At 64.3% G+C, this 19,990-nt stretch carries 18 protein-coding genes and 1 pseudogene; 7 read left to right on the plus strand and 12 right to left on the minus strand.

Annotated features, from left to right (window positions below):
* Positions 1-50 precede the first annotated feature (50 nt).
* Positions 51-509: a GNAT family N-acetyltransferase gene (locus K359_RS0124690; RefSeq protein ID WP_029081734.1), complete on the plus strand. Its 459-nt coding sequence runs from the start codon at positions 51-53 to the stop codon at positions 507-509.
* Between the two features lie 22 nt (positions 510-531).
* On the opposite strand, the gene K359_RS0124695 is transcribed toward K359_RS0124690, so the two are convergent.
* From K359_RS0124695 to glsA, 4 genes are all read right to left on the minus strand, one after another.
* Entirely contained in the window at positions 532-1,893 is a 1,362-nt protein-coding gene (locus tag K359_RS0124695; protein WP_035977008.1) for an amidohydrolase family protein, read from the minus strand.
* Between the two features lie 95 nt (positions 1,894-1,988).
* Complete coding sequence (locus tag K359_RS0124700) at positions 1,989-2,552, minus strand: HdeD family acid-resistance protein (RefSeq protein ID WP_029081736.1); 564 nt, start codon at positions 2,550-2,552, stop codon at positions 1,989-1,991.
* A 40-nt stretch (positions 2,553-2,592) separates the two neighbouring features.
* Complete coding sequence (locus K359_RS0124705) at positions 2,593-4,245, minus strand: MFS transporter (RefSeq protein ID WP_029081737.1); 1,653 nt, start codon at positions 4,243-4,245, stop codon at positions 2,593-2,595.
* Positions 4,246-4,316: 71 nt separating this feature from the next.
* Positions 4,317-5,315: a glutaminase A gene (glsA, locus tag K359_RS0124710; RefSeq protein ID WP_051346357.1), complete on the minus strand. Its 999-nt coding sequence runs from the start codon at positions 5,313-5,315 to the stop codon at positions 4,317-4,319.
* A gap of 420 nt (positions 5,316-5,735) precedes the next feature.
* Between glsA and K359_RS0124715 the strand changes: the two genes are divergently transcribed.
* Positions 5,736-5,945 (plus strand): hypothetical protein, encoded by a 210-nt coding sequence (locus K359_RS0124715; RefSeq protein ID WP_029081739.1) that lies wholly within the window; start codon positions 5,736-5,738, stop codon positions 5,943-5,945.
* 332 nt (positions 5,946-6,277) lie between these two features.
* Here the strand turns inward: K359_RS0124715 and K359_RS0124720 are convergent, their stop codons facing one another.
* A complete protein-coding gene (locus tag K359_RS0124720; RefSeq protein WP_051346358.1) occupies positions 6,278-7,492 on the minus strand; it encodes an amidohydrolase family protein in 1,215 nt (404 codons plus the stop codon).
* Between the two features lie 118 nt (positions 7,493-7,610).
* Positions 7,611-8,819, minus strand: coding sequence for an RluA family pseudouridine synthase (locus K359_RS0124725; protein WP_029081741.1), 1,209 nt, complete (start codon positions 8,817-8,819; stop codon positions 7,611-7,613).
* A gap of 129 nt (positions 8,820-8,948) precedes the next feature.
* On the opposite strand from K359_RS0124725, the gene K359_RS0124730 reads away from it, so the two are divergent.
* Positions 8,949-9,887, plus strand: coding sequence for an alpha/beta hydrolase (locus K359_RS0124730; RefSeq protein WP_029081742.1), 939 nt, complete (start codon positions 8,949-8,951; stop codon positions 9,885-9,887).
* 4 nt (positions 9,888-9,891) lie between these two features.
* Here the strand turns inward: K359_RS0124730 and K359_RS0124735 are convergent, their stop codons facing one another.
* Complete coding sequence (locus K359_RS0124735; protein WP_029081743.1) at positions 9,892-11,223, minus strand: replication-associated recombination protein A; 1,332 nt, start codon at positions 11,221-11,223, stop codon at positions 9,892-9,894.
* A gap of 7 nt (positions 11,224-11,230) precedes the next feature.
* Entirely contained in the window at positions 11,231-12,643 is a 1,413-nt protein-coding gene (locus K359_RS0124740) for a DegQ family serine endoprotease (protein WP_029081744.1), read from the minus strand.
* Between the two features lie 291 nt (positions 12,644-12,934).
* Between K359_RS0124740 and K359_RS0124745 the strand changes: the two genes are divergently transcribed.
* On the plus strand, positions 12,935-14,533 hold the full coding sequence (locus K359_RS0124745) for an OprO/OprP family phosphate-selective porin (protein ID WP_029081745.1): 1,599 nt from the start codon (positions 12,935-12,937) through the stop codon (positions 14,531-14,533).
* Between the two features lie 107 nt (positions 14,534-14,640).
* Here the strand turns inward: K359_RS0124745 and K359_RS0124750 are convergent, their stop codons facing one another.
* Complete coding sequence (locus K359_RS0124750) at positions 14,641-14,817, minus strand: hypothetical protein (protein ID WP_156928647.1); 177 nt, start codon at positions 14,815-14,817, stop codon at positions 14,641-14,643.
* A gap of 50 nt (positions 14,818-14,867) precedes the next feature.
* Complete coding sequence (locus tag K359_RS0124755; RefSeq protein WP_029081747.1) at positions 14,868-15,248, minus strand: helix-turn-helix domain-containing protein; 381 nt, start codon at positions 15,246-15,248, stop codon at positions 14,868-14,870.
* A gap of 118 nt (positions 15,249-15,366) precedes the next feature.
* On the opposite strand from K359_RS0124755, the gene K359_RS0124760 reads away from it, so the two are divergent.
* The 3 genes and pseudogenes from K359_RS0124760 to K359_RS0124770 all read left to right on the plus strand — a co-directional run bounded on the left by K359_RS0124760 (position 15,367) and on the right by K359_RS0124770 (position 18,853).
* Positions 15,367-16,380 carry a zinc-binding alcohol dehydrogenase family protein gene (locus K359_RS0124760; RefSeq protein WP_029081748.1) on the plus strand — a complete coding sequence of 338 codons (1,014 nt, stop codon included), beginning with the start codon at positions 15,367-15,369 and terminating at the stop codon, positions 16,378-16,380.
* 494 nt (positions 16,381-16,874) lie between these two features.
* A pseudogene (locus K359_RS64580) lies at positions 16,875-17,501 on the plus strand (phosphotransferase family protein); the annotation flags it as partial.
* A 224-nt stretch (positions 17,502-17,725) separates the two neighbouring features.
* Positions 17,726-18,853: a hypothetical protein gene (locus K359_RS0124770; RefSeq protein WP_029081750.1), complete on the plus strand. Its 1,128-nt coding sequence runs from the start codon at positions 17,726-17,728 to the stop codon at positions 18,851-18,853.
* Here K359_RS0124770 and K359_RS0124775 read toward each other — a convergent pair.
* Together K359_RS0124775 and K359_RS0124780 are read right to left on the minus strand one after the other, a co-directional pair.
* Positions 18,850-19,146 carry a DUF1330 domain-containing protein gene (locus tag K359_RS0124775; protein WP_029081751.1) on the minus strand — a complete coding sequence of 99 codons (297 nt, stop codon included), beginning with the start codon at positions 19,144-19,146 and terminating at the stop codon, positions 18,850-18,852. The two genes, K359_RS0124770 and K359_RS0124775, sit on opposite strands and share 4 nt — an antisense overlap.
* 9 nt (positions 19,147-19,155) lie before the next feature.
* Positions 19,156-19,950, minus strand: coding sequence for an SDR family NAD(P)-dependent oxidoreductase (locus tag K359_RS0124780; RefSeq protein WP_029081752.1), 795 nt, complete (start codon positions 19,948-19,950; stop codon positions 19,156-19,158).
* Positions 19,951-19,990 lie beyond the last annotated feature (40 nt).

Consider the following 19,990-nt stretch of genomic DNA (forward strand, 5'->3'; position numbering starts at 1 on the left):
TGCGCGAGCCTGTAAGGTGTCCGACTTCGTCTCTGTGGAAATCCTGCTCAATGACATCAATCGCTTTCCGCCAGGCTCGACGCGCCGACCTGCCGGCGATCATTGCGCTCCTCGCCGACGACGTCCTGGGGCAGCAGCGCGAGGATGCGAGCTCGCCGCCGAACCCAAGATATATCGATGCATTCGATACCATCCTCGCCGATCCCAACCAGCTGCTGGTCGTGGCGACCGCGGATGACGAGGTGATCGGCACGCTGCAACTCACCTTCATCCCCGGATTGGCGCGGCTGGGCGCCTGGCGCGGGCAGATCGAAGCGGTCCGGATTGCGGAGACGCACCGGAGTTCAGGCGTCGGCCAGCAGATGTTCGAATGGGCGATCGCGCAATGCAGGGCGAGAGGCTGCAACCTCGTGCAGCTCACGACCGACAAGGCGCGCCCCGATGCGCACCGCTTCTATGAGCGGCTGGGATTCACCGGCAGCCACATCGGCTACAAGCTGATGCTTTGACGCAAAGCCGGGCCTGCTCTGTCTATTTGCTCCGGTCACCACCAAGAAGATTCTTGTAGACCTTCCCATCCTTCATGATGACCAGGAAGTTCTTTGCCGGGTCTTCTATCAGCTTGATGTTGTCGATCGGGTCGCCGTTGACCAACAGAAGGTCGGCCAGCGCGCCTTCCTCCACCACGCCTAGCCTGCCTGGATACGGATTTCGAGGCCCGGACAGACCGAGCAATTCGGCATTCGTCGATGTCGCCATCGTGAGCGCTTCGGCCGGCGTATACCATCGCGTGAGCGTCGTCAGCATGGCGCCTTGCCGGTCAGCAAGCGCCTTCGAGAACAAGACGTCGGTGCCGAATGCCGTCTTCAATTTGTACTTCTTCGCAAAGCCGTAGACCCTGTCGGTGCCGGCAACGACCTGTCGCATCTTGTCCTGCTCCGCAGGCCCAAGGGCGCTGGCGCCCGACAGATCGACGAAGGGCTGGGTGCTCAGCCAAATTCCCTTCTCGGCCATCAGGCGGGCCGTCGCGTCGTCCATCAGGTGACCGTGCTCGACACATTTGGCTCCCGCCGCGATCGATCGCTGGATCGCGACCGATGTATAGGCGTGTACCGCTACATAGGTCCCCCAGTTCTCGGCAGCTTCGACCGCGGCGCGCAACTCCGGTTCAGTGAACGTGGACACATCGAGCGGACTGAATGGCGACGCGACCCCGCCGCCCGCGGTGAGCTTGACCTGCGTAGCCCCCTGCATGAGCTGCTCGCGCGCGCGCACACGTACCTCATCGGGGCTGTCCGCGACCATGGCGCCGCCTATCCTCTCCATGCGGCTGAGCATGCCGCCGATCGTTCTGGGCAGTTCGGACAGCTGCCGGAAGTCGCCATGGCCGCTGGTGATGGTGATCATGGCACCGGACGGGTAGATGCGCGGACCGGCGACGAGCCCCTCGTCGATCGCCCGCTTGAGGGAAAAGGCCGGCCCGCCCATGTCGCGAACGGTGGTAAAGCCGCGCATCAGCGTGGCCGTTGCTTCCGCGGCCGCAAGGAGATTGGTGTAGCCGACATCACCGGCTATCGCAGCCGCCGGCGTCGGGCGTACCAGCATCGCATGCCAATGCGCGTCGATCAGCCCGGGCATCAGCACCCGTCCGTCGCCGGCGATCACCTGCGCGTCGGCCGTGATCGCCGCAGTCGAAATCTTCTCGATCTTGCTGTTCCGGATCAGCACATTCGACGGCCCGGAGAGCGCGCCATTCTTGCCATCAAAGACGCGGACATTCTGGAACAGCACGCCAGTATCCTGCTGAGCTTGCGCAGGCAGCGAGCCAAGAAGGCTCAACCCAATCGAGGCGATCAGTGCAGGCACCCCGAAGCTTTTGCTCAAATCTGACATGTCCACGCTCCGCCTATGGCACATCGCTCGAGATTATCATTGATCTCGCTGTGTACGAGGGGCCGACCAGATTGCGGCTGGAAGGGATTGACGGCCTACCGGGCTGCTCTGGCAGCAGGCTGCAAAGCGTAGGTCAGCCATCCGACGCCATGAGACAGCAGATCGATCCCCAGCAGCAACCCGAGCACCCACAGCCCGGTTGCCGGAAACCCGGTCAGAATGACGAGGCCTGCCAGGACGCCAAACAGCCCGGAGGCCAGCATGATCCAGCCGGACTGCTGCCAATGGCCGATGCCGACCAGCATACGCACAACCCCGGAGACCAACAGCGAGAGACCGAGGACATAGGTCAGGATCAGCGCACTCGTCACCGGCTGGCTCAGCAGGACGATTCCACATGCAAGGTAGAGGACCCCGAGCAGAAGCTGCCACACGAATCCGCCCCAGCCCTTGGTCCAGAACGCGTGCAGGATTTCGAACGCGCCGGCGACGATGGCCGTCCAGCCGATGAAGATGGCGCTGATCACGGTGAAGAGCACGACATCGCCCAAGACCAGAAGGCCCGCGGCGATCATGACGAGCCCAAGCAGCACGCACACCCATAACGGCGGGCCAGGCAGGCCGCGGAGCATCGTGGAACTGTTCTCATAGGTAGCCATGTCATCCTCCTCGATCCCAGGCAGCTGCGGCGCATCCCAACTAGGCCGATCGCTCGCCCCCGCCTGTCGCTCCGTCGTCCGGTATTTCTCCCGGCCGGTAATCCGGCAGCCGGCCCGCGGGAATGACTGCGAGCAAGGCGAGGCCGGCCATGATCAACAATCCGATCTTCAACGCACGCAGACGCGCTTCGGTGTTGACCCGCACCGCTTCCTCGACCTGCTGCGGCGTACCGCTGGTGCCTTCGAGCACACTGCGCAGCCGGTCATTGCTGACGAAAGTGATGTTGCCGAGATCGACCTGACTCTGAAGCTCCTTGGTCAGCACCGGACTGGCCGCGATCCTGCCGAGCGCGATCGTACTCAACAGACCGACGAGAAGAGCTCCGGCAACCGCGGTGCCGACTGCAGCCGCCAGATTCTGTGTGGTGCCGCGCAGAGACCCGACGTCCCCGGCCAACGCCTTGGGTGAGGACGTGACCAGAACGTTGAACAGCAGCGTCACCAGGGAGCCCTGGCCAATGCCGAACAGCACGAGTCCAAAGAGAACGGGAAACTCGCTCCAGTCGTTGCGCACGACGAACGCGAGCCATAGCAACGCGACGGTGCAGAGGCCAAAGCCGAAGCGTCCGATCTGGCGAGGCGTCAGTTTCTCGTAGAGATTGACAATCAGCATCGCCGACAGAAAAACGGTCAGATTGAAGGGCATCATCGCGATCGCAGTCGCAATTGGCGAACGTCCCTGCACGATCTGGATGTAGAGCGGCACGGTAAAGTTCAGGGCAGCCTCGAGCGCCACGACTGCGAACAGCGCGTAGACGGCGCACCTTTCCTCTGCAGAGTCGATCACTTCCAACGCCAGCAGGGGCGTCTTCCCTGCGGCCTGCTGCCGATGCGTCCACATCAGGAATGCCTGCCCGAGTACAATGCCAAGCACGATCAGGACCGGTGCGGGCGAAACGCCCAGCAAGTCGAACGGCGCGTTAGGCGTCGCCAGGATCACCCCCCAACCGTTCAGATTATTGAACCCGAAACTGATGAAGATGATTGCGCTCGCGGCAAGGGCGACGCCGATCAGATCAATCTGAACATCCGGGCGACCGCGGTCGGGCCGCAGACGGAAACTCAGAGCGAAAGCGATCGCCGAAGCAGCAATGAGAATTCCGAACGCGGGGCGCCAGCCGATATAGGTGCCGAGCAACCCACCGACGACAAAAGCCAGCACGCCGGCGGCAGCCCGCGCCGAGCCAAGCGCACCAAGGGCCGTCGCTTGCTGGCGTCCGGCATAATTCTCGGCAATCAGCGCCACCAACGAAGGCACGATCACCGCGCCCGCAGCGCCGCAAAGCGCCTGAGCGGAGATCATCACCGACGCCGTGGGGCTGAACGTCATCGCGATCTGAGATATCATGAAGAGCACGACGGCAACGCGAAAGACCTGCACCGCCCCGAACCTTTGGGCGAGTTTCGCGCCGAGCATCACGAACCCGGCCACCAGCATCGAGTAGGCCACGATTCCGGTCGCGACCGTGGTCGGGGGCACGCCGAAGCTGGCCACCATTCCCCCCATGGCAACCGGCAACGACGCGACATTGAACGACATGATCATCTGACCGAACGCAATCGCGATCATGGGCACCCATGATGCACGCTCTTCCTGATGAACGTCGCCGATCGAGATAGCTTGCGTTGCCATCGCGTCCTCCAACCTGCCTGGCGTTGCGATCGATCGAGCCACGGCCCTACCGATCCTCAGAGCATCTTGTTTCACTCGTCCGGTTGGGACACGAACAGATCCATGCCCAGTCTTTGCGACAGGAACTTCGCGGCGAGCTGCCCTCGCACGCTGTTGCCGGCCGCATCCAGTGGCGGGGCGAAGGTGCCGAAACCACCTTTTCCCGGCGACACCGCAACGATACCGCCACCGATGCCGCTTTTGCCGGGCAGACCGATGTCGTACAGCCAGTCGCCCGACGTCTCATACAGCCCAGCCGTGACCATGACGGCCAACGCATAGTGGCACACGGCCGCATCGACCACCCGCTGCCGCGTGACTGGATTCACCCCGCCGTCAGCCAGCGTCGCGCCCATCACGGCGAGATCCCTGGCGCTCACATTGAGGGAGCACTGCCGGGTGTAGAGATCGGTCGCCTGTCGAGCGTCGCAGTAGATCCGGTCATAGCTCTCCAGCAGCCGTGCGATACTTCGATTGCGAAAATTCGTCTTTGAGGCCGACGCGTAGACTTCCTCGTTGAGCGGGAGCTTGCGACCGGCAAAGCGTGAAAGGCCGTCATGGATCAACCGCCATCGCTCTTCCGCGCTCGCACCCGGAACGAGGCTGGTGGTCGCGATCGCACCTGCGTTCACCATCGGGTTGGTGCGCCCGGCCCCGTGCTCGATTGCCGCCAGCGAATTGAACGGCAGCCCGGTCGCATTCGCGCCCAGTCTTGCGCGCGCCTCTTCAGGGCCGATGGCCTCGCACACCAGCGCGAACACGAATGGCTTCGACACACTCATGATCGAGAATTCGTATTCGATATCGCCGGCACCGTAGATGCGCCCGCTGGCACCGGCCACGCAGATGCCGAACAGTTCACTCGGCACCCTGGCCAGGGCCGGATAAACCTGCGAATTGGTGCCTTCGCTGTTCGACTTGAAGCGCAGATGAGCTTGGGAAACCAGCTCCTGCACCATCTCGGGATCGGGCAAGTGCCCCGTCGAGATGTAAGGCCGGTCCGCCTGTTCAGCGATCGAAGGTGGCCACATTGGCTTTCCTTCCCGATTTCGACCTTGTTGTTTCAGGTCCTCTAGTCGGCAACCAGAAGTAGGCGCTCAAAAAAACATGGTGTCAACGACCCGCTCTGACGGCGCTTGCAGTGTTTGTGCTGGTCCAGAACACTTTACGACAAATGTGCTGAATGCATTGCTTGTCGCGGAATTGCCGCGTTGCGAGATGCGCCGTTCAATCTGTCCCTGCGGTGCTCCGGCGCTATCAGGTAAGCAGCATTGCCCAATCAGATGCGCAATTGAATCAAAGAGAAGTCATCGGGCCATCAACGAGATTCCCATCGCTGGCGCTCGAGAGTACCATGGCCGCGTGCGGATGTGAGCCCGCCGCCTGTCCAAACAACACCGGCCCGCGGCGATGGCGGCAATGACCGCATCACTTGAATGGTGAGGTTGATCATGGTGGCGCGCGCAAGCGACGGACAGCTTCTGCTGGTAAAGAAGCTGGGTGGGCTCTTTGCTATCGTTCTTGGCTGCCTGCTGACAGCAGTGGGTGTGACATTCGAATCCACCAGCACAATTGTCGTCGGCCTGCTGTTTCTTGTGCTCGGGGCGGTCTTGCTCACGCTCAAGATCATGAGACGAAATCAAACTGGCCCGTTTGGATAGCCTTCCGGCGAAATAGACCGACCCAGCCGGGGCAATTTCAATTGTGGGGACTCGGCCGCAATCGCAACTGGCGAGCACGCCATTGCGGTCGAGGGGACGCTTGCGCATTTCGGTATATTGGAAATTTATCCCTGATTTGCCCGACGTGTCAAGTTGCCTTGTCGAACGCCGGCAGCCGCCAGCTACTTTGCATGGGGTTGTTTTCGATATTTTGGCAGCGCGCACCTGCGGCGGGGAGTTCCTCCACCGTCACCCGCAGTTATGCCGGCAAGGCACGATGCGCATCGTAGCAGGTGCTCGCGTTGCACTGCAGTGCGTTCTGCGGCCAGCCATCACGGCTTCCGATAGATCACATGACCCGCGCGGATGGTGGTGCTCACCTTCGCGAGATTGCCGACGTCGCTGAGCGGATCGCCGTCGAGCACCACGAGATCGGCGTCAAAACCCTGCTCCACCCGGCCCTTCTTCGCGGCCTTGAAGAACGTGGCCGGATTTGTGGTCAGCGAGGCCAGCACCTGACGCTCCGACAGTGCGCGATGCATCAGCTCATATTCCTGCGTGGTGTCGTATTGCGTGGTGAAGCCGACATCGGTGCCGAACAGCACCGTGCCGCCATTCTCCGAAAACTGCTTGAGCTGGTTGACGGTCGCGGCCACCATACGGTTGGTGACGTTGGGATCGAGCACGACGGTGGTGAACAGCGCCAGCGTCGGGATCAGCGCAGTCCCCTGCGCCTTGAACCGCGCCAGCTGGTCCTCGCTATAGGCGCGCTCGCCCGGCGTGGTGTGCGCAAGCACATCGACGTCAGCTACGATCACCGTTTCGACGCCGATCTTGTTCTGCGGGTGGGCGAACACCCGCCTGCCCTGCGCGTGCGCCGCATCGACGGCCGCCTTGGCGATCGCCGGATCCATGTTCACGACCGGCTTGTCGCCCATGAACGCGCCGGTGAACAGCTTGATGCCGTCCTCGCCCATCGCGAGCCAGTCGCGCGCCCACTTCGCAGCCTCCTCCGGCGTCGCAGCTTCCGGAAGCTGCAGCTCGGGCGGCAGGTACACAGGATGACCGCCTTTGGGGAAGACATTGCCGGCCAGCAGAATGTTGGGACCGGCGACCTCGCCCGCCGCGATGCGCCGGCGCAGCGAGAGCGTGTTGCCCGGATCGGAGCCGAGATCCCAGACCGTGGTGAAGCCCCAACGCGTCAGCATCTCCTGCATGTGCTGCGTCAGCGCCGCAGCGGGCGCAGCACCGGCATTGCGCCAGGAGTTCTGCGTGAAATGCACATGGCTGTTCCAGAACCCGGCAACAATGGTCTTGCCGCTGCAATCGATCACGCGCGCATCCGCGGGCACCTGGACATCGCCTGATTTGCCGACCGCGCTGATGACGCCGTCGGTCGTCACGACCACCGCATCCGGCAGCGCGGCCACATCGGGCGAGGCGTAAACGCTGCCGCCGCGCAGCACGACGGTCTCGGCATGCACCGCCACTGAGGCGAGAACCGAGCCAACAACAACAAGCGCGACGCGTAGCCAGGTCCCGATCATGGACAGCCCCTTTCAAGATTGCACGCCGGCAACGGCCGGCGCGCGGCAAGATAGAGGCTGCGCGCGGCGCGGTTTGATCGTTCTTGCTGTCTGAAACGGATTTGCGGGCGCCCGCCCGTCACTCCTCGGGCGCGTTCTCGATCGGGTCGAAGCGGTCGGCCTCGAGCCCGAGCAGATTCCAGGATTGCAGCATGTGCGGCGGCAGCGGCGCGGTGGCATCGATCACGCCGCCGCGCGGATGCGGAATCACGATGCGGCGAGCCAGAAGATGCAGCCGGTTCTGCAGGCCGCCGGGCAGCTGCCAGTTCTCCTTGTTGAAGTATTTTGGATCGCCCACGATCGCGTGATCGATATGCGCCATGTGGGCGCGCAATTGATGGGTGCGGCCGGTCACCGGCTTGAGCGACACCCAGGCGAGCTTGGTCGCCGAGGTCTCGACCACGGCATAATAGGTCACGGCGTGGCTCGCGCCCTCGTCGCCATGCGCTGCGATCCGCATGATGCTGTCCTCCTCGCTCTCCTCCTTGGCGAGGTAGGTCGAGATGCGGCCCTGCTTCGGCTTCGGCACGCCGGCGACCAGCGCCCAGTAGATCTTTCGCGCCGAGCGATGGCGGAACGAGCCGGTCAGAGCGGTCGCGGCAAAACGCGTCTTGGCGATCAGCAGGCAGCCCGAGGTCTCCCGGTCGAGCCGATGCACCAGCCGCGGCTTCTGCCCCTTGGCGTCGCGCATCACCTCCAGCATGTCGTCGACATTGCGCGTGATACCGGAGCCGCCCTGAACCGCCAGACCTGCAGGCTTGTTCAGCACCATCACGTCGGCGTCCTCGAACAGGGTCATGTCCTTGAGGTCTTGAAGGGTCTTCTTGGCGGCTTCGGAGAGGCTGGCCGCGGCCTTCGGCGTATCGAGCTTTAGCGGCGGAATGCGGACGCTCTGGCCTTCTTCCAGCCGGTCCTTGCTGTCGGCGCGCTTGCCGTTGACGCGCAACTCGCCCTTACGAACAATGCGCTGGATGTGGGAAAAGGACAGGCCGGGGAAACGCGCCTCGAGAAAGCGGTCGACCCGCATGTTGTTCTCGTCCGCCGTCACAACCACGGTCTGCACCTTGGTCGGTAGCGGCGGTGGCTCGGCGACATGCTTCTCGGGCTCAGGCACGAACGGCTTCGGCGCACGCTGCTTGTCGCCAAGCCGCACCGCTGGCTTGCCGCCCGGACGATGCGCCGGCCCCCGCTCGGCCGCCGAGCCGCGATGGGGACGCGCACCCTTGGGACGCGCGCCCTTGGCGCGGTCGGCAGCGGGGCGGAGGGGTCTCTTGACGCGGCGGCTCATGGGGTTGCAACTCCGAAGTTAAGCCGTTGGGTAGCGCAAATGCCGCGAATCGTCACGGCGAAATCGGTATAAATCCCGCGCAACACGGCCAGTTTCGGCCGCACGCGGCAAGCGACGGAGAGCCCTGGAATGAGACTGGCGGTATCGGCTTTGGCGGCGGCCCTGATGCTGTCAGGCCCGGCGCTGGCCCAGGAGAGCCCGATGCCGGAAGATCTGGCCTGGAAGCTCCTGGAACTCGGCCGCGTCGTCGAGATGCCCAAGACGGCCGCGCTCTACGCACCGCTGCAACAGAGGGAGCCCTATCAGCGCGTCAAGGTCGAGCGCGACGTCAAGTATGGCCTCGCCGATCGCCATCTGCTCGACGTCTTCACGCCGGACACAGCGTCGCCGCCACGCCCGGTGCTGATCTACATCCACGGCGGCGGCCTCATTGCCGGCAACAAGCGCACGCCCGGCAGTCCGTTCTACGACAACGTCATGTTGTGGGCCGCCAAGAACGGCTTTGTCGGCGTCAACGCCACCTATCGCCTGGCGCCGGCGTTTCCCTGGCCGGCCGGCACGGAAGACATCGGCGCGATCGTGCAATGGGTCGCGGAGAACATCGCGCCCCGCGGCGGCAAACCCGAACGCATCTTCCTGATGGGCCAGTCGGCCGGTGCCATCCATGTCGCAAGCTATGTCTCGCATGCCGAATTTCACAAGGTGAAGGGCGGCGGCCTCCCCGGCGCGATCATGGTGTCCGGCATCTACGATCTGACAGCCTCGCCGGCCGGCGACGCCGAGCTCGCCTATTACGGCTCCGACTCGTCGCGCTACGCCGAACGCTCCTCGCTGCAAGGCCTGGTTGCGAGCCCGATCCCGTTCCTGATCACCGCGGCCGAGCTCGATCCGCCGCGCTTCGTGGAGCAATTCGAACTCATGAAGCAGGCCAGCTGCAAGCGGCCGAGCGGCTGCGCCCGCAGCTTCATGCTGCCGCAGCACAGCCACATGTCGGAGGTCTATGCGATCAACACGTCAGACACACGGCTGACGGATGAGATCATGGAGTTCGTGAAGAGCGTCAAGTGAAGCGCTAGCCGCCCCGCTCCTTGCGCAGCCTGTCCCAGTAATCCAGCCGCTTGCGGATCTCGCGTTCGAAGCCTCGGTCGGGCGGATCGTAAAAAGTCTGGCGGCCCAGCGCTTCCGGGAAGTAGTCCTGGCCGGAGAACGCATCGGGCATGTCGTGATCATACTGATAGCCGGAGCCGTAGCCCTCCGACTTCATCAGCTTGGTCGGCGAATTCAGGATGTGCTTTGGCGGCAGCAGCGAGCCGCCCTGCTTCGCGGTCTGCATCGCCGAGCCGAACGCATTGTAGACCGCGTTCGATTTCGGCGCGGTGGCGAGATAGACCACGGCCTGCGCGATCGCGAGTTCGCCTTCAGGTGAGCCCAGGAAATCATAGGCATCCTTGGCGGCGTTACAGACACCCAGCGCCTGCGGATCGGCAAGCCCGATGTCTTCGACCGCCATGCGCACCACGCGCCGGGCCAGGAACAGCGGATCCTCACCGGCATCGAGCATGCGCGCGAGATAATACAATGCCGCATCCGGATCGGAGCCGCGCACCGACTTGTGCAGCGCCGAGATCAGATTGTAGTGGCCGTCGGCCGACTTGTCGTAGATCGGCGCGCGGCGTTGCAGGATGTCCTGCAACTGCTCGGCGTTGAACACCTCGCCCTTGCGCGCGGCGCGCCAAACCTCCTCGGCGAGCGTCAGCGAGGCGCGGCCGTCGCCGTCGGCCATCCGCACCAGCACGGCGCGGGCTTCCGCATCGAGCGGCAGGCTCTTGCCCTCGACCTTCTCGGCATTGGCGAACAGCCGTTCGATCGCGGCGGTATCGAGCGAGTGAAACACCAGCACGCGGGCGCGCGACAAGAGCGCCGCGTTGAGCTCGAACGACGGATTTTCGGTGGTGGCGCCGACCAGCACCACGGTGCCGTCCTCCATCACCGGCAGGAAGGAATCCTGCTGCGCGCGGTTGAATCTGTGCACCTCGTCGACGAACAGCAGCGTGCCCTTGCCGGTCTCGCGGCGGGCGCGCGCGGCATCGAACGCCTTCTTCAGATCGGCGACACCGGAGAACACCGCGGATATCTGTTCGAAATGCAGCTCGGTGGCGTCGGCCAGAAGCCGCGCCACGGTGGTCTTGCCGGTGCCGGGCGGTCCCCAGAACACCAGCGAGCCCAGCGTGCGCGTCTCCAGCATGCGGGTCAGCGCACCGTCGGGCCCGAGGATGTGATCCTGGCCGACGACGTCGGCCAGCGTGCGCGGGCGCAACCGGTCCGGCAGCGGGTGCGGAGCGTCCTGCTCCATCCCCGCCGCAGCGAACAGGTTGCTGGCCTCGCGCGGTTGCTTTGGGCTCACTTGGGGTTCATCCGCCGAGCGTCACGTTGATCTGCTGGCCGCCGCGCACCAGCGTGATGCGCCAGACCCGCGTCCCCGTCTTCGATGCCTTCTCGAGGTCGCTGGTCCGCGCGATCTTCTCGTTGTTGACGGCGAGGATGATGTCGCCCTTCTGGAAGCCGACATTGGCGGCGGTGCCGTCATCGGCGAGCTCGGTCACCACGACGCCCTCGGCGCCTGCGTCGAGATGCAGCTCGTCGGCCAGCGCCGGCGAGATGTTGGCGACCCTTGCGCCCTGGAACGGCGAGCGCGCAGTCAGCACGATCTCGTCACGGTTGGTATCGGGTGCGGTCTCCAGCGGCACGGTGAGCTTCACCGGCTTGCCGGCGCGCTGCACCTCGATCTCCGCGCTGCCGCCGAGCGGGCGGGTCGCGAAGCGGTAGTCGAACGCGTTGGGATCGTCGATCGCCTGGCCGTCGATGCCCACGATCAGGTCGGAGAGCTTCAGCCCGGCTTTCGCCGCCGGGCCGTTCGGCGCGACATTGGCGACCAGCGCGCCGGTCGGCAGCTTCAGCCCGAGCGTCTCCGCGATCTCCGGTGTGACCGCCTGCAGTCGCGCGCCGAGCCATGGCCGCTTCACATTCTTGCCACCGCCCTTCGCGGAGGCCACCACCACGCGCACCATGTTGGCAGGGATCGCAAAGCCGATGCCCTGCGAGCCGCCCGAGCGCGAGAAGATCGCGGTGTTGATGCCGGCGAGCCGGCCGGTCATGTCGACCAGCGCGCCGCCGGAATTGCCGGGATTGATCGCGGCATCGGTCTGAATGAAGAATTGATAATCCGTGATCCCGACTTGAGTGCGCGCCAGGGCCGAGATGATGCCGTGCGTCACGGTCTGGCCGACGCCGAACGGATTGCCGATCGCGAGCACGACGTCGCCGACCTGCAGCTGGTCGGAGTTCGCGAAATCCAGCGTCGCGAACTTCTCCTTGTTGGTCCCCTTCAGCCGCAGCACCGCAAGGTCGGTGCGGCTGTCCTTCAGCACGATCTCAGCCTCATATTCGCGCTTGTCGGCGAGCGAGACCTTCACCTGGTCGGCGCCCTCGATCACGTGATTGTTTGTGACCACGAGGCCCGAGCCATCGACCATCACGCCGGAGCCAAGCGAACGCTGCATCTGCTCGGGCTGCTGCCCGGGCACGCCGAAAAATCGACGAAAAATAGGATCGTCCAGGAATGGATTGCGGTTTTGCACGGTCTTGGCGGCATAGACATTGACCACCGCCGGCTGCACCCGCTGCACGATTGGCGCATAGGACAGCTGCAGCTCAGCCTGCGAGGACGGCACGCGGCGGTCCTGGGCCGCGGCCGGGCCGAGATTCCCGATGAAAGCCAACGTGAAGAGAGCGGATAGGGCAGCAAAGCGGACGGGTCGGAGCATTCTCACCTCTCGTGAAAAACGCCGGAATATAGGCGTGTTCGCCTGGCAATTGAAGGGCGCCGGGCCCGATAACTGCCCCCCGCCGCCGCGGTGCAAAACCCGTGGCAGCCGCGTTGAAGCGCGCCGCCAAACTTCTATGATGATTGTAATCTCACTGCGCCGCTCCGCTTGTTGCCCGCGGACAACAAGCGGAACTGCGATGCTAGGCAGCACTGTCGTGTGTCAGTCACGATCAACTCCTAGGACGTTTCAGTGAGTGAGTGGGGACTTCAAACACAACAGGGGTGCACAATGAGTGCGACAAAAGTTGGTGCAATCGCCATAGGGCTGGCAGGGGCGCTCGCCGCCTCGCCGGCCTATTCACAATCGGCCGGAGGCGGCAGCGATGCGGAGATCGCGCTACTGAAGCAGCAGTTGAAGATGCTCGAGCAGAAGCTCGACAAACTGCAGAAGCAGACCAATGCCAACACCGCGACGGCGGCCAGCGCAAACGCCAACGCGAAGGCCGCGGACGCCAAGGCTGCGCGGGTCGTAACCGCCAATGCCGCCATCCCGGTCAAGGGTCCGGTCGCGCCGTCCGGCGTCGTGGTGACATTGCCGAACAACCGGCCGACGATCTGCACCGCGGACGAACAGAACTGCATCGCGATCACGAGCCGCATCCACTGGGATGTCGGCGGTTACGACTATCGTCCGAACACCGCGGGCACGTCGCCGCAGAAGCTTGACAGCGGCGAGAATCTCCGCCGCGCCCGCATCGGCGTGATCGGCAAATTCTTCGGCGACTGGAATTACGCGCTGATCTACGACTTCGGCGGCTCGTCCGACGGCTTCGGTGGCACGGCGGCGGGATCGCTGCCCGGCGGCGGCACCTCCGGCGTCGAGAATGCCTATCTCAGCTATACCGGCTTCAAGCCGTTCGGCGGCAAGATGGCGATCGAAGGCGGCATCATGGATCTGGCCTGGACGCTCGACGAGTCCACCAGCTCGAACGACATCCTGTTCATGGAGCGCGCCTCGGCCGGCATCATCGCGCAGAACGTCGCGGCAGGTGACTTCCGTTCGACCGTCGGCAGCCGCTGGTGGAATGACCAGCTCTGGGTCGGCGCCTATGCAACCGGACCGACCACCGGCCAGATTCACTCGGCGTCCAGCGTCACCCCGCCCGGATCATCGGAGCAGTATGGCGCGGTCGTCCGTGTCGCCGGCAATCCGATCAGCGGGAATAACTATTCGGTGCATATCGGTGCCGACGCGGAATGGCTGATCCAGCCGCCGCGCAATCTGGTGACGCAGGCGCAGACGCTCACGCTCAGCGACCGGCCCGAGCTGCGCATCGATCCGACGACGCTGATTTCTACCGGTGCGATCGCCAACGTCTCCGGGGCGCAGGTCTACGGCGTCGAGGCGGCGGCGACCTATGGCCCGTTGATCGCACAGGGCGAGTACTACTGGTTCAACGTCGATCGCACTGCGAATACCGGGCTGCCGCCGTTCGGTGCGTCGAGCCTGAAATTCGACGGCGGTTACGCGCAGGTCGGCTATGTGCTGACCGGCGAGAATCACGCCTACAACCCGGCAACGGCCTCCTATGGCGGTATCAAGCCGCATGATCCGTTCTCGCTCGCCAGCGGCGGCTGGGGCGCCTGGGAAATCGCCGGCCGCGTGAGCCAGATGAACCTCAACGATCAGATCGGCCAGGCGGTCGGCATCGCCGGTGGACGGCAGACCGTCTACACCGCGGCGCTGAACTGGTACGTCAACAACAACGTCCGCTTCATGCTGAACTACCTGCACGGCGACGTCGCCAAGCAGGCGTCGGCGACTTCGACTGCGGATGTCGGCTCGAAGTTTGATGCGGTCGCGCTGCGCACGCAGGTTGCGTTCTGAGACGATCCGATCTGTCGTCAATAAACAGACGGCCGGGGCATCGCTCCGGCCGTTTTCATTTCAACTGCTCTCACGGCGTGGGCGCGCTACGACTGCCGCTCCAGCGTCTACATATCTAGACCGGCCTTATCCAGTTCGCTCCTCATTCGACCGGAAAAATCGACGATCTGCTGCTTGTCGAATCCGCAATATGTCGGAAGCGATTTCTCAGGGACATTTTGCGCGAGAGCAGCCCCGCAGCGAATTATGTATCTCAGCTCTTCTGGTGTTACCTTGATTTGCATCTCGTAATTCCCGGACAAAGGCATGGCATTGCTCACGCAGGAGCACGCTTCTACGCCGCGCGCTTGGACTTCTTCACGACGACCTCCGGCGCCGGCGCGCAGGACTGCCGCTCCTGATGGCCCTCGCCCCACGCCTTCAAAATATCGATCACCGGGCGCAGGCTCTCGCCGAGTTCGGAGAGCGTGTATTCGACCCGCGGCGGCACCTCGGCATAGACCTTGCGGATCACGAGACCATCGTCCTCGAGCGCACGCAGCTGCTTGGTCAGCATGCGCTGGGTGATGCCGGGCATCCGCCGCCGCAACTCGCCGAAGCGCTGGGTGCCGGCCTGCAGATGATACAGGATCACGCCCTTCCATTTGCCGTCGATCAGGTCGAGCGCCGCCTCGACGGCGCAGCCCGGCCGGCGCGCAAAATTCTTCCGTTTCATCGGTATTTTCCCAATAGTATACAAACAGGGACTAGTTCCCTGATTTTACAGTACTTGCCAAATGGACGCCAGCGCGACAGGTATCACGGCAGGCAATCGCCCACCACGGAGACAAGGCATGAAGGCCGTCGGATACCAAAAATCGCTGCCGATCGAGGCGGCGGATTCGCTCGTCGATTTCGAGATCGCCAAGCCCGAGCCGAAGGGGCGCGACATCAGGGTCGCGGTGAAGGCCATCTCGGCCAACCCGGTCGACTACAAGGTGCGCAAGCGCGCGGCGCCGACCGACGGCAGCTACAAGATCCTCGGCTTTGACGCGGCCGGCGTGGTCGACGCGGTCGGGCCCGACGTCTCCCTCTTCAAGCCCGGCGACGAGGTGTTTTACGCAGGCTCGATCCTGCGCCAGGGCACCAATTCGGAATTTCATCTGGTCGACGAACGTATCGCCGGCAACAAGCCGGCATCGCTGTCCTTCGCGCAGGCCGCCGCCCTGCCCCTGACCTCGATCACCGCCTGGGAATTGCTGTTCGACCGGCTCGGCGCGGTGCCGGGCAAGAGCCTCGACCCGCGTACGCTGCTGATCACCGGTGGCGCCGGCGGAGTCGGCTCGATCCTGATCCAGCTTGCCCGCCGCCTCACCGGCCTCACCGTAGTTGCCACCGCGACGCGGCCGGAATCGCAAAAATGGTGCCTCGATCTCGGTGCGCACGCGGTGATCGACCACTCGCAGCCGATGAAGGAGCAGATCGAGAAGCTGAAGCTGCCGCCGGTCGGCCTCGTCGCCAGCCTCACCTTCACCGACCAGCACTACAAGTCGATCGCCGACTTCATTGCGCCGCAGGGCAAGTTCGGCCTGATCGACGATCCCTCGGAGTTCAACGTCGCCGCGTTCAAGGGCAAGGCGGTGTCGGTGCACTGGGAATCGATGTTCACGCGCTCGTCGTTCCAGACGCCTGACATGATCGCGCAGCACCATCTGCTCAACGATGTCGCCGACCTCCTCGACAAGGGCGTGCTGCGCACCACGCTCGATCAAACCTTCGGCACCATCAATGCCGCCAATCTCAAGCGCGCCCACGCGCTGCTAGAGAGTGGCAAGTCGCGCGGCAAGATCGTGCTGGAAGGCTGGTAGTAGGATCGGGACGAATGCGTAGGGTGGTGGGTTAGGCGAAGCCGTAACCCACCACCTCTCCAAGGGCGGCGGGTGACGCTGACGCCAACCCGCCCCACCCGACTTCCCCACAGGCCGGCGCGTCGCTTTTGCCAAAGACGCGACATCACCTGTATAGTTTGCGCAACGATCACCCCGTCCTCAATCCGGCCAACGCGAGACGCGGCTGGAACGGTGGTGACGCCCACGGGGATGGGAGGAAGCCGATGAATTTGCTCACGGCCGATCCGTCGCGGATCGATCCGGAGTGGATGACGCGGGCGCTGCGCGAAGCCGGTGTGATCGACCAGGTCAGGGTCACTGATCTCGCCTGCAAGCCGGTCGGTAATGGCCTCGTCGGCGACTCCTATCGATTTCGTCTCACTTATGACGGAGAGGCGCCGAACGCGCCCCTAAGCGTCATCGGCAAATTCCCTGCCGCAGATCCCGACAGCCGCCGCTCCGGTTCCGCGCACATGCTTTATGTTCGCGAGGTCGCGTTCTATCGCGAGCTGGCGGCGACCGTCGCCATCAACACGCCGCGGCCGATCCTCGCCGAAATCGATCCGGCGACCGACGACTTCACGCTGATTCTCGAAGATCTGGCGCCCGCACGCCAGGGCGACCAGCTCGCCGGATGCTCGATCGCGGACTGCCAGACAGCGATGGCCGAGGCCGCCGCCCTGCACGCGCCGCGATGGAACGATCCGACGCTGGACGCGGTGCACTGCTTCGTGGTGGCCGCAGGCCGGCGCAAGGATTTCCACGCGACGCTGCCCGCCATCATCGGTCACTACAAGGAGCGATATCGTGGCGTGATCGAGCCGGAATTCCTTGATCTGATCGACCGGCTTCCGGACGCGGTCCCGCGCTACCAGTCGGAGCAATCGACGCCGCGAACCCTGCAGCATGCGGACTTCAGGCTGGATAACATCCTGTTCGACGTCCGCGGCAATACCCGACCGATGGCGACGCTGGACTGGCAGACGCTGACGGTTGGCCCTGGAATCGTCGACGTCGCCTATTTCCTGTCGGCCGGCATCGAACCGTCGGAACGGCGGCTTCACGAAGCCGATCTGGTGCGATCATATCATTCGGAACTGATCCGTCGCGGCGTGCGGGACTATGGTTGGGATCAGTGCTGGCGGGATTACCGGCGCTACACCCTGCATGGCATCATGATGGGCGTCGTCTCCGCGCTGAGCGTCCAGCGCTCCGAGCGCGGCGACGCGCTGTTCCTGAAGATGACCCGTGGCGCCTGCGCGCAAGCGTGGATCACGACGGTTTTGCATACTGGCAGGACTAGGGAGTACCGAAAGGGATCCGCGTGCTCAACAAACTCGACGACTTCCCGATCCACCAGACGCCGGAACCGATCGCGGTTCCCATCACCAGCGACCGCAATGTCTACGACCGCACCTGGTTCAACGGCTACACCGCCGACGGCGCGTATTATTTCGGCATTGGCATCGCGATCTACCCGCACCGCAAGGTCCTCGATTGCGCGTTCAGCGTCGTCGAGCGCGGCGGACGGCAGCACTGCTTCTACGGTTCGCGGCGGGCGCCGATCGAGCGTACCGAGATGCAGGTCGGTCCTTTCAGACTCGAGGTGCTCGAACCGATGCTGCGCACCCGGGTCCTGCTCGACGACAATGCGACGGGGCTGGCCTGCGACCTGACCTTTTCCGCGCGCACCGCTGCGATCCAGGAAGCGCGCCAGACGCTTTGGTCGGGCGACCGCCGCGCCATGGACTCGACCCGGTTCGACCAGTTCGGCCGCTGGCGCGGCGTCATCAGCCACCCCGATGGCGAGATCAAGGTCGACGATCGCTCATGCTACGGCACCAAGGATCGCTCCTGGGGCGTTCGCAATGTCGGCGAACGCGATGTCGGAGGCGCGCCGATGCCGCCGCCGAGCGTGTTCTTCCTGTGGGCGCCGCTGGTCTGGGACGACCACATCTCGCACGCCATCTTCTTCGATGGGACGCGCGGCGAGGCGCTGGTCCGCGAGGGCATCATCGCGCCGCTCTACCGGAGCGAGGCCGAGATCCCCGGCGTCGTCGACGGGCTCGACCGCCGCATGGCGACCGCGCGGCACCGCGTGACCTACGTGCCGAACACACGCTTGGCGCAGTCGGCTGAAATCGACCTGGTCGACGTCGACGGCCACACCAGCACGATCGCGCTCGATCCGATCCTCAAATTCCAGATGAAGGGCCTCGGCTACGGTCATCCGCAATGGGGCCAGGGCATGTGGAAGGGTGAGCTCGAGATCGGCGGCGAATCGTTCGATCCTTCGACGCTCGACCCGCTGGCGCGCGAGAACGTGCACGTGCAACAGGTGATGCGCGCCCGCCAGGGCGACCGGACCGGAATCGGCGTTCTCGAGCAATTGTGCTTCGGCCCCTACCGCCCGTCAGGCTTCAGCGAGTTCCTCGACGGAGCGAAAGGTTAGCTCGGCGGCACGCCCTCGACGAAGATCAGCCTGCGGTCGAGCGCAGTGCGGCGATGCTTGAGCGCTTCAGCGTATTCCGCTGAGGCGTACCACTCGCGCAGACGCGCCATCGACGGGAATTCGACGACGATGATGTTGTTCGGCGGCGGTCCGCCCTCAACCACGTCAGCAGCACCGCCGCGCACCAGATAACGCCCGCCATACTGCGCGATCGCCTTGGCCGCGATCGTGCGATAGGCCTCGAAACCTGCGGCATCCTTCACGTCGACCTCGGAAATCACGTAAGCTGACATGGCCGGACCTCATGCAATGGTGTTGACGATGCCGCCCTCGGCGCGCAGCGCGGCGCCATTGGTGGCGGAGGCCTGCTTGGAGCAGACATAGACCACGAGGTTGGCGATCTCCTCGGTGCTGGCAAAGCGCTGCAGCAGCGAGGTCGGCCGGTGCTGCTTGACGAAGTTGGAGGCCGCCTCCTCGACCGACTGGCCGTTCTGCTTCGCCAGATCCTTGACGAAGGTCTCGACGCCCTCGGACATGGTCGGCCCGGGCAGCACCGAGTTGACGGTGATCGCGGTGCCGCGGGTCAGCTGCGCCAGCCCGCGCGCGATCGCAAGCTGCGCGGTCTTGGTCGTGCCGTAATGGATCATCTCGGTCGGGATGTTGAGGCCGGATTCCGAGGAGATGAAGACGATGCGGCCCCAGTTGCGCTTCAGCATGCCCTGCATGTAGCCGCGCGACAGCCGCACACCGGACATGACGTTGACCTCGAAGAAGCGGCTCCAGTCCTCGTCGGGAATGTCGAAGAACGCCTTCGGCTCGAAGATGCCGGCATTGTTGACGAGGATGTCGACCTCGGGCAGCGCCGCCAGCAGCGCCTTGCAACCTGCCGATGTCGAGACGTCGGCGGCAATGCCGCGGAGCTTGGCGCCCGGAACCGCCTTGGCGATCGCGGTAACGGCTGCATCGACCTTGGCCTGGCCGCGGCCGTTGATGACGACCTCGGCGCCGGTCCCGGCCAGCCCCCTGGCGATGGCGTTGCCAATGCCCGCGGTCGAGCCGGTCACCAGCGCAGTTTTTCCGGAAAGGTCGATTTTCATGGCTTCATCTCCATTGATGCTGACCGAGATATCGGGCGCG

This window comes from Bradyrhizobium sp. th-b2, from assembly GCF_000426785.1.
Lineage (GTDB): Bacteria > Pseudomonadota > Alphaproteobacteria > Rhizobiales > Xanthobacteraceae > Bradyrhizobium > Bradyrhizobium septentrionale.